General features: G+C 25.8%; 10 protein-coding genes. All 10 read left to right on the forward strand.

Annotated features, from left to right (window positions below):
• The 10 genes from AC5LG6_RS05180 to AC5LG6_RS05225 all read left to right on the forward strand — a co-directional run bounded on the left by AC5LG6_RS05180 (nucleotide 1) and on the right by AC5LG6_RS05225 (nucleotide 9,904).
• A complete protein-coding gene (locus AC5LG6_RS05180; RefSeq protein ID WP_498585872.1) occupies nucleotides 1-1,470 on the forward strand; it encodes a Ppx/GppA phosphatase family protein in 1,470 nt (489 codons plus the stop codon).
• Nucleotides 1,470-2,480: a lipopolysaccharide heptosyltransferase I gene (waaC, locus tag AC5LG6_RS05185; RefSeq protein ID WP_498585873.1), complete on the forward strand. Its 1,011-nt coding sequence runs from the start codon at nucleotides 1,470-1,472 to the stop codon at nucleotides 2,478-2,480. The genes AC5LG6_RS05180 and waaC overlap by 1 nt, the downstream gene beginning before the upstream one ends.
• Nucleotides 2,464-3,375 (forward strand): LpxL/LpxP family acyltransferase, encoded by a 912-nt coding sequence (locus tag AC5LG6_RS05190; RefSeq protein WP_260946761.1) that lies wholly within the window; start codon nucleotides 2,464-2,466, stop codon nucleotides 3,373-3,375. Before waaC ends, AC5LG6_RS05190 begins: the two co-directional genes overlap by 17 nt.
• On the forward strand, nucleotides 3,376-4,146 hold the full coding sequence (locus tag AC5LG6_RS05195) for a BUD32 family EKC/KEOPS complex subunit (RefSeq protein WP_498585874.1): 771 nt from the start codon (nucleotides 3,376-3,378) through the stop codon (nucleotides 4,144-4,146).
• A gap of 15 nt (nucleotides 4,147-4,161) precedes the next feature.
• Nucleotides 4,162-5,169: a glycosyltransferase family 9 protein gene (locus AC5LG6_RS05200; protein ID WP_498585875.1), complete on the forward strand. Its 1,008-nt coding sequence runs from the start codon at nucleotides 4,162-4,164 to the stop codon at nucleotides 5,167-5,169.
• Between the two features lie 32 nt (nucleotides 5,170-5,201).
• Nucleotides 5,202-6,092 carry a glucose-1-phosphate thymidylyltransferase RfbA gene (rfbA, locus tag AC5LG6_RS05205; RefSeq protein ID WP_498585876.1) on the forward strand — a complete coding sequence of 297 codons (891 nt, stop codon included), beginning with the start codon at nucleotides 5,202-5,204 and terminating at the stop codon, nucleotides 6,090-6,092.
• A gap of 2 nt (nucleotides 6,093-6,094) precedes the next feature.
• Nucleotides 6,095-6,679 (forward strand): dTDP-4-dehydrorhamnose 3,5-epimerase, encoded by a 585-nt coding sequence (gene rfbC, locus AC5LG6_RS05210; RefSeq protein WP_498585877.1) that lies wholly within the window; start codon nucleotides 6,095-6,097, stop codon nucleotides 6,677-6,679.
• The gene (gene rfbD, locus AC5LG6_RS05215; RefSeq protein WP_498585878.1) at nucleotides 6,672-7,565 is read left to right on the forward strand and encodes a dTDP-4-dehydrorhamnose reductase; all 894 of its coding nucleotides are present in this window, start codon (nucleotides 6,672-6,674) and stop codon (nucleotides 7,563-7,565) included. Before rfbC ends, rfbD begins: the two co-directional genes overlap by 8 nt.
• Nucleotides 7,566-7,576: 11 nt before the next feature.
• The gene (gene rfbB / locus AC5LG6_RS05220) at nucleotides 7,577-8,656 is read left to right on the forward strand and encodes a dTDP-glucose 4,6-dehydratase (RefSeq protein ID WP_498585879.1); all 1,080 of its coding nucleotides are present in this window, start codon (nucleotides 7,577-7,579) and stop codon (nucleotides 8,654-8,656) included.
• Between the two features lie 372 nt (nucleotides 8,657-9,028).
• Complete coding sequence (locus AC5LG6_RS05225; RefSeq protein ID WP_498585880.1) at nucleotides 9,029-9,904, forward strand: O-antigen ligase family protein; 876 nt, start codon at nucleotides 9,029-9,031, stop codon at nucleotides 9,902-9,904.
• Nucleotides 9,905-10,022 lie beyond the last annotated feature (118 nt).

Raw genomic sequence — 10,022 nt, forward strand, 5'->3', positions numbered from 1 at the left:
ATGTCGAAAATTACAACAGTCATCGATATTGGTTCAAACTCAATGCGGATGGTTGTTTTAGAAAAATCTAGCCGTTTTGCTTTTTCTTTAATAAATGAGACAAAAAGTAGAGTAAAAATTTCTGAAGGTTGCTATGAAAATGGTGGGAACCTTCAAGAAATTCCTATGGAAAGAGCTTATCAATCTTTAAAATCTTTTTTAAATATTTCAAATGCTTTAAAATCAAGAAAAGTTTTGTGTGTGGCAACTTCTGCTTTAAGAGACGCTCCAAATTCAAAAGTTTTTTTAAATAGAGTTAAAAATGATTTGGGATTGAGTATAAAAGTAATTGACGGAGAAAAAGAGTCTTATTTTGGTGGTGTTGCTACTTCAAATTTACTTCATGATGATGAGTTTATAACTATTGATATTGGTGGGGGAAGTACAGAATTTTGTTTTGTAAAAGATAAAAAAATCTTAAAATCAATATCTTTAAATATTGGAACTGTAAGAATAAAAGAGTTGTATTTTAATAAAAACAATATCAAAGGTGCAAAAGATTATATTTTAGAGAACTTAAAAAAAGTTTTTGAACAAAATATTGATATTCCTTCAAAAGCTGTTGGAATTGGTGGAAGTATTAGAACTTTATCAAAAATGATTATGGATAAAAATGAGTATCCATTAGATGCAATTCATGGGTTTACATATAATGTAAGTAGAGAAAAAAAGCTTTTTGAAAATATTTTAAAAGCCAATACAAATGACGAACTTCAAGATTTGGGAGTAAAAAAAGATAGATTTGACACTATAAAAGAGGGTACATTTATTTTTAAAACTATTCTTGATGAGTTGGATATAAAAGAGGTTGTAACTTCTGGAGTAGGTGTGAGAGAAGGAGTTTATCTTACAGATTTACTAAGAAATTCAAATCATAGATTTCCAAATAACTTTAATGTAAGTGTAAAAAGTTTATTAGATAGATTTGAATTAAATGAGAAACAAAGTGCTTATTTTGGAAATAATGCAAAAAAGATATTTGAAGTTTTAAAACCTCTTCACAATCTTGATGATAAGTTTCAAGAGCTTTTAGTTGTATCTTCTAAGCTTCACTCAGTTGGCTCTAGTTTGAATTTTTACAAAAAAAATGACAATGCTTTTGAGTTTATTTTAAATGGTTTAAATTATGATTTTCAGCATACTTCAAGAGTTATAGTTGCTCATACAATAAAGTTTTCAAAAAAATCTTTACCAAAGCAGAGTGATATAGAAGAGTACAAAGAGTTATTACCAAATTTAGAAGCTATGCAATGGCTTTCATTTATGATTGCTCTAAATATTGCTGTAAATACTGATTTTTCTTGTCCAAAAGTAAACTATATTTTAGATGATGATATTTTACGATTAAAGCTTCCAAATAGATCATTTTTAATAAATTCATATATTGAAAAACTAGAGCTTCCAAAAGATTTATCCTTAGAGATTTTATAGTGCAAAAAATAGCTATTATAAAGCTATCTGCTATGGGTGATATTATTCACTCAATGGTTGCTTTACAGTTTATAAAAATAAAATATCCAAATATCCAAATTGATTGGTTTGTCGAAGATGCTTTTTCTAAAGTTTTAGAAAATAATCTAGATATAAATAATATAATCAAACTAAATTTAAAATCTATTAAAAACTCAAAAAAAGAGATTTTAACTCAATTAAAACTTGTAAAAAGCTTTAAAAATAGAGATTATGATTTAATCATAGATGCTCAAGGTTTAATAAAATCAGCAATAGTTGCTAGATTTTTAGGTAAAAATAGAGTTGGTTTTTGTAAAAACTCAACAAGAGAAGGAGTTGCAAGTTTTTTTTATAATAAAAAAGTATCAATATCTTATGATAAAAATGTTATAGATAGAAACTGCTATTTATTTTCAAAAGCACTTAATTTTCAGATTTTAAAAGATGATATTCTAAATAAAAAACCTTTTTTATTTTTTAAAAATGAAGATGAAAAAGTTTATCAATATTTAGATGAAACTAGAAAAAATATTCTTCTTGTAGTTGGTGCTAGCTGGAAGAGTAAAATGTATTCTAAAGAGAAGTTTGTTAAAATAGTACAAAATTTAAAAGAGAATTTTTTTATTGCTTGGGGAAATGAAGAAGAAAAAGAGATAGCAGAGTTTATTTGTGATAATTCAGATGCTATTGTTTTACCAAAGATAGATTTAAATACATTAAAAGCATTGATAAGTAGAGTTGATTTAGTAATTGGAAATGATACAGGACCCACGCATATGGCTTGGGCTTTAAATATCCCATCAATAACAATTTTTGGAAATACTCCAGCTTATAGAAACGCTTATGAAACAAAAATTAATAAAAGTGTAGAGTCTTCTTCTGTTGTAAATCCTTTTAAGTTGGATAAAAAAGATTTTTCAATCAAGATGGTTGATGAAAATATTATTATAGATATGGCAAAGGAGCTTTTAAGTGTACAGAAAAATTAAAGATTATTTTAGACTCTTTTTATATAACACATTTCTTTTTTTATTTTTAATAACTCCTAAAATTCTTATGAAATATATTTTGAAATTTTTTGCATTTTTTGCATTTAAATTTAATAAAAAACATATAAAAGTAGCACGTGCAAACTTAGATTTTGTGTATGGAAATAGTATAAGTGAAGATAGAAAAAACGAGATTATGTATAACTCTTATAAATCTTTGGTTTTTAATATGTATGAATTTATTGAAAATCAAAATATAGAAAAAGAGGATTTACTAAAAAAAGCAAATATTTTAAATAAAGATATAATAGAAAATGCAATAAAAGAGAATAGGAAAATTGTTTATATTTCAGCTCATTATGGTGGTTGGGAATTAACTGTTCCATATATTGCACTTATGTTTGGTGATGTTGCAATAGTAAATAGAAGGATGAATAATCCTCATATTCAAAAAAAATATGAAAAAGCTAGAAGTAAAAATCATATTACAATGCTTGAAAAAGAGAGTGCTGCAAAGGGTATGATAAAAGCTTTTAAAGAGAATAAAACAGTTTGTGTAGTTATTGATCAATACTTAAATAGTGGAATAGATATAGAGTTTTTAGGAAAAATTACAAAAGCTACGGATTCAACTTCAAGAATTGCGTTAAAATTTGATGCTGTTATTATTCCAATTTTTACTCTTTGCAATGATTTTAGAGATTGGACTATTAAAGTTTGTGAACCAATTGATGTTAAAACTTATGAGTTTAAAAGTGAAGATAAAATCAAAGAGTTGACTCAAATTCAAAATGATATTTTGTCTAAGCAAATTTTAGATAAACCAGATTTTTGGCTATGGCAACATAAGAGATTTAAAGATGTAGAAAATGATATTTATAAAAAAGAAGATTAATTGAATAGCTTTGAAGATATAGCAAAAAAAGAGTATGAAAAATCAAATAATGATATTTTTCCTTTTATTTTTGAAGAAAAACAGTATTGGCTAAAAAAAGCTAGAGCTACAAAACCTGATAAAATACAAAAGTTTTTCTATAAGTTTTTTCCTTTTGAACTACTTATTCCACCTATTGTAAAAAGTTCAAAAGAGGCTTTGTTTTATGAAATATCAAAGCTTGAAAAATTTAAAGAATTAAGAATAAATGTTCCTGCTATAGCTTATAAATGTGAAGATTTTTTTGTTTTAGAAGATAGTGGAAATAGTGTAAATGCTTATTTAAGAAGTAAAGATATAAGTGAAGATAGATTTTACTTTTTTGTAGATAAATTGATATTTGAACTATCTAAAATTCATAATTTTTCACAATTTCATGGTGGAAGTCAATTAAGAAATTTTACTTTTAAAGATGACAAAGTTTTTGTTTTAGATTTTGAAGAGAGTTTTGAGACGAATGTAGATATTAAAACTTTACAATATAGAGACTTTTTGTTATTTTTGTTATCATTTATAAAAATAAAAGAAGTTAATTTTAAAATAGATTATGAAAAGATAATTAATAAATATTGCGAACTTACAAACAATATAGAATTTAAACAAAAATTAATAAGATTTAGTAAAAAACTTCGATTTTTTTTATGGCTTTATGAAAAAGAGTTTATAAAAAAAAGGGTTGGTAGTGATGTAAAATATTTTTTTGAGTTTATACAAGTATTGCGGAATTTATAAAATTAAGGGAAAAATTTGAAAAATATAAAAAAAATATTGATAATAAGATGTGGAGCTTTAGGGGATTTAGTATATTCTACATCTGTATTAGATGCATTAAGATTTGAGTTTGGAGAAGATGTAATTATTGATTATGTATCAACTCCAGCAGCTTCAAAACTTTTTGAATATGATAAAAGGGTAAATAAAATTTTTTATTTAAAACATAAAAAAATTCCAATAATTTTTAGTTCTCAAAAAAAAGCTGTAATAAACTATTCAAAAAAAGAGCCTTATGATATTTTAATAAATTTTGAAACAGGAAAACAATTTAAAAGTTTAGTTGAAAAAATTGTTGCAAATAAAAAAGTTGGTTGGTTTTGTGAAGATATTAAAATTACAAAAACTCATATGGTTGAAATTTGTAAAGAGTTTTATTCAAGCATAATTTCAAAAGAGAATTTGGATAAATCATTTCCCAAAGTTTTTGGTTCACCTTATAATGAAATTAAAAATAAATTTAGCCTACCAAATGATTATATAATTGTTAGTCCAAGTAATTCACACAATAAAAAGAAAAGATTAAACTATAGAGCTTGGCCTCATGAAAATTGGAAAGAGTTTTTAAATTTAGTTCCAAAAGATACTAATATTGTTTTAATTGGGGCAAAAGGTGAAGAAGGTTTTTTTGAGCCTCTTAAACCTTATAATAGAAATATTATAGATTTAGTAGGAAAAATAACAATTTCCCAGATGGTTAGTGTTGTTGAAAAATCAAAGGCTTTGATTGTAACTGATACAGGAACAGCTCATATAGCATCTGCAGTTAATACTGCTGTCTTTTGTCTGATTGGACCAACTCCAATAGAACAAACTGGACCATACAAAACACCTTTTAATAAAGTTAATATTATAAGTGCAGGATTATCTTGTAGTCCTTGCTATAAAACTGATGTTATGAAAACTTGTAAGGATAATATTTGTATGAAGAATATTAAAGCCTCAAAAGTTTTAGATTTATTAAACGAAGCAAAAATATTGTAAAATAAAAATTAAATAATTTATAGAGGATATATATGAAAGGGATAATATTGGCAGGTGGAAGTGGTACAAGACTTTATCCAATTACAAAAGGAGTTAGCAAACAACTAGTTCCAATCTATGATAAACCTATGATATATTATCCTTTGTCTGTTTTAATGCTTGCTGGTATTAAAGAGGTTCTTATTATTACAACTCCTCAAGATCAACCTAGTTTTATTAATCTTTTAGGAGATGGAAGTGAACTTGGTATGAGGTTTGAATATGTAGTTCAACCAAGCCCAGATGGTTTAGCTCAAGCATTTATTTTAGGTGAAGAGTTTTTAAATGGTGATGATGCTTGTTTGGTTCTTGGTGATAATATTTTTTATGGTCATGGATTAACAGAACTTTTATCTAAAAGTATAAAAAATGCTAAAGATGAAAATAAAGCAACAGTATTTGGTTATTATGTTTCGGATCCTCAAAGGTATGGAGTTGCAGAATTTAATGAAAACGGTGATGTAATATCTATTGAAGAGAAACCAAAAGAGCCAAAATCAAACTATGCTGTTGTAGGACTATACTTTTACCCAAATGATGTAGTAAAAAAAGCTAAAGATGTAAAACCAAGTGACAGAGGTGAGCTAGAAATTACAACTTTAAATCAAGATTATCTAAATGAAAATAGATTAAAAGTAGAACTAATGGGAAGAGGGTACGCTTGGCTTGATACTGGAACTCATGAATCACTACTTGAAGCATCTTCATTTATTCAAACAATTGAAAATAGACAAAGTCTAAAAATAGCCTGTCTTGAAGAGATAGCCTATGAAATGGGATATATAAGTAAAGAAAAACTTCTTGAATTAGCAGAGCCTTTAAAGAAAAATCAATATGGTCAATATTTAATCTCTAGAGCAAATCAACCAAGAAGGATGAAATAGTTATGACATTTACAAGAACAGCTATTCCTGATGTTGTAATTATTGAATCAAAAGTTCATGGAGACTCAAGAGGTTATTTTGTTGAAACTTTTGTGAGCAATAAACTAGAAGAGTTTTTAGGTTATCAAATAAATTTTTGTCAAGATAATGAATCAAAAAGCTCTAAAGGAGTTCTAAGAGGTCTTCATTATCAACTTCCACCTCATGCACAAACAAAGCTAGTGCGAGTTATTTACGGAAGAGTTTTAGATGTTGCAGTTGATATAAGAAAAAACTCTCCTACATTTGGAAAATATGTAGCAGTAGAGTTAAGTGGTGAAAATAAAAAACAACTACTAATTCCACGAGGATTTGCTCATGGATTTGTGGTACTTGAAGATGATACCGTATTTGCTTATAAAGTAGATAATTACTACAGCCCGCAGTGTGATAGAGGAATAGCTTTTGATGATAAAAATCTAAATATAGATTGGATTTTAAATCATAATGAATTAAATCTATCTCCTAAAGATACAAAACAACCAAAACTTTTTGATATAAAAGATGATAAAGAGATATTTGAATTTGGAGTAGATTATTATGCCTAATTCAAACTCTTTAACTACTACTTACAATATACTTGTAACTGGTTCAATGGGTCAGCTTGGAAGTGAAATAAAAGAGCTTTCTTCAAACTATAATTATAATTTCTTTTTTACTACAAGAGATGATATAGATATTACTTCTAAAGATAGTATCAAAGAGTTTTGTCAAACAAACAGTATAAATGTAATTATTAACTGTGCAGCATATACAGCTGTTGATAAGGCTGAAAGTGATGAACTAAGTGCAGATTTAGTAAATAGAAAAGCTGTTAAAAAATTATCAATCGTTGCCAAAGAGTTAAATATAAAATTAATTCATATCTCTACAGATTATGTATTTGATGGAAAAAACTTTAAACCATATGTTGAAGAGTTTCAAACAAATCCACAATCAGTTTATGGTAAAACAAAACTTGATGGTGAAATTGAACTCTTAGATATAAATCCATTAAACTCTATAATTATTAGAACTTCATGGGTTTATAGTTACTATGGAAATAACTTTGTAAAAACTATGTTAAGACTTGGAAAGGAAAAAGAGGAACTTGGTGTAATATTTGATCAAGTGGGAACACCAACTTATGCAAAAGATTTAGCAAAAGTTATTTTAGATATAACTCCTCAAATTCAAAATAAAAAAGTAGAAATATATAATTACTCAAATGAAGGAGTACTATCTTGGTATGATTTTGCTAAAGAGATAATGAAAATGGCAAAACTAAACTGTAAGATAAATCCAATAGAGACATATCAATACCCAACACCAGCAAAACGACCACATTTCTCACTTTTAAATAAAAGTAAGATAAAATCAAAATTCAATTTAGAAATACCATACTGGAAAGATGGATTAGACGATTGCTTAAAAAGATTAGGCGAAAGAAAATAGGGGAAAATAAAATGTTCAATAACAATAATAAAACAATACTAGTAACTGGATGTGCTGGATTTATAGGTTCAAACTTCGTGCCATATTTTTTAGAAAAATATCCAAATTATAATTTAGTAAACTTAGACCTTTTAACATATGCAGGAGATTTGGAAAATCTAAAAGAGTGTGAAACAAATCCTAGATATAAATTTATAAAAGGTGATATCTGTAATAGAGAATTAGTTGAATTTATATTTAGTGAATATGATATAAAAGGTGTTATTCACTTTGCAGCTGAATCTCATGTAGATAATAGTATTAAAAATCCAGGTGTGTTTGTGCAAACAAATGTAAATGGAACATTTACTTTGATTGATGTAGCTTATAAATATTGGATGGAAAAACCATTTACTTATAAATCAGAATATCAAGATTGTAGATTTCATCATATTTCAACAGATGAAGTATATGGAACATTGAGCCTTGATCCAAATGATCTGTTCACTGAAAAAACTCCTTATGCTCCAAACTCTCCATACTCTGCTTCAAAAGCATCATCTGATATGATAATAAGAGCATATAATGAAACATATGGTCTAAATACAGTTATTACAAACTGCTCTAATAACTATGGTCCAAAACAACATGATGAAAAACTAATTCCTACAATTATAAGAAATGCTTTAAAACAAAATCCAATTCCAATATATGGTGATGGTAAGAATATAAGAGATTGGTTGTATGTACTTGATCATTGTAAAGGTATAGAACTTGTTTATCATAATGGAAAAAATGGAGATACATATAATATTGGTGGAAGAAATGAGAGAACAAATCTTCAAATAGTAAATAGAATTTGTGAGATTTTAGATGAAAAAATACCTCTTGGAACAGGGACTTCAGTCCCTGCAGATAAGACTAAAGTCCAGTTTCCAAAAAGCTATAAAGAATTAATCACATTCGTTGAAGATAGAGCTGGACACGATAGAAGATATGCAATAGATGCAAGTAAACTAGAGAATGAGCTTGGTTGGAAAGCTGATGAGAATTTTGATACTGGTATAGTTAAAACTATAGAGTGGTATTTAAAAAAGTATGGTGTTAATTAAATGAAAACTTTATCAAATTATTTTAGTAATAATTTAAATTATAATATAATCTTAAATTATTTAATTATATTGTATGCATTTTGTATCCCTTTGTCAAAAGCAGGAATTAGCTTATTTGGAATATTATTAATTTTATTCTGGTTAATGGAAAGAAATTTTAAAGAAAAAATTAATCTAATTTTAAATGAAAAAATAATAATTCTTGTAATTTTATTTTTAACTTTAAGCTTCTTTTCTATTTTATGGAGTTCTGACAAAATATTTGCATTGGATTATCTAAAGAAGTATTGGCATTTTTTAATTTTACCAATTATATATACAAGTTTAAAAAAAGATAATATTAAATTTGTTTTTAATGCTTTTTTATTTAGTATGTTGATCAGTGAAATAGTTTCTTATGGTATATTTTTTGAATTATGGACAAAAGATGGGATATCTCCAACTGATCCAAGTCCTTTTGTTGACCATACTAGCTATAGTTGCTTTTTGGCATTTACATCTTTTATACTTATTTATAAAATTGTTTATTCTAGTAATTTAACTTGGCGTTATTTTTACATAATTTATTTTTTAACAGCTTTAACTAATTTGTTTATAAATGGTGGTAGAACAGGTCAAATAATTTTTGTTATTGGAATAGTATTTATAGTTTTAAAATTTGTAAAAAAACAAGTAAAAAATACAACAATAGCTTTTATTTTTGTTTCTTTATTAATTACTTTATTTTATCATTATAGTCCAACATTTAAAGATAGGTTAACTCATACTTATAGTGATTTATCTTTGATGATTAATGAAAAGAATTATACAGGATCATTTTCAGCAAGAATTGCTATGTGGAAGCTAGGTATTCAATCATTTACATATCAACCAATATTGGGAAATGGTATTGGAGACGAAGCAAGTAATATTATTAAAGAAATAGAAGAAAAAAAGTTATCTTATTTCATATCTTCAAATAATATTTATTATTACGTAGATTTTCATAATATGTTTATACAATATTTATCTCAATTAGGTATTTTTGGAATAATAATAATTTTATTAATTTTTTATTATATGTTTAAAATTAAAATTAACAATTCTAGATTAAATGATTTAAAAAATTTATTTGTAATTTTGTATTTACTTTGGTCTATAGTTGCTTTAACTTTCCATATTAATACTTCACTTACTTTTTTTATTTTATTTCTTGGCTTATTTTTAAAATATTCAATTAATTCAAAGGAACAATTAAATGCTATTTAACTCATACGAATTCATATTTTTATTTTTACCAATAACTTTTATACTCTATTTTTATCTATTGAGCCAAAGATTAATTCTTGGTGCAAAGATATTTTTAGTAGTTGCTAGTTTGTTTTTT

It is taken from the genome of Arcobacter thermotolerans, assembly GCF_983172305.1.

Excerpts from the sequence above, each read along its gene's own strand:
- AC5LG6_RS05225 (WP_498585880.1), top strand. The coding sequence starts at position 9,029 with ATGTTGATCAGTGAAATAGTTTCTTATGGTATATTTTTTGAATTATGG.
- rfbD (WP_498585878.1), top strand. The coding sequence starts at position 6,672 with ATGCCTAATTCAAACTCTTTAACTACTACTTACAATATACTTGTAACT.
- rfbA (WP_498585876.1), top strand. The coding sequence starts at position 5,202 with ATGAAAGGGATAATATTGGCAGGTGGAAGTGGTACAAGACTTTATCCA.
- AC5LG6_RS05180 (WP_498585872.1), top strand. The coding sequence starts at position 1 with ATGTCGAAAATTACAACAGTCATCGATATTGGTTCAAACTCAATGCGG.
- rfbB (WP_498585879.1), top strand. The coding sequence starts at position 7,577 with ATGTTCAATAACAATAATAAAACAATACTAGTAACTGGATGTGCTGGA.
- rfbC (WP_498585877.1), top strand. The coding sequence starts at position 6,095 with ATGACATTTACAAGAACAGCTATTCCTGATGTTGTAATTATTGAATCA.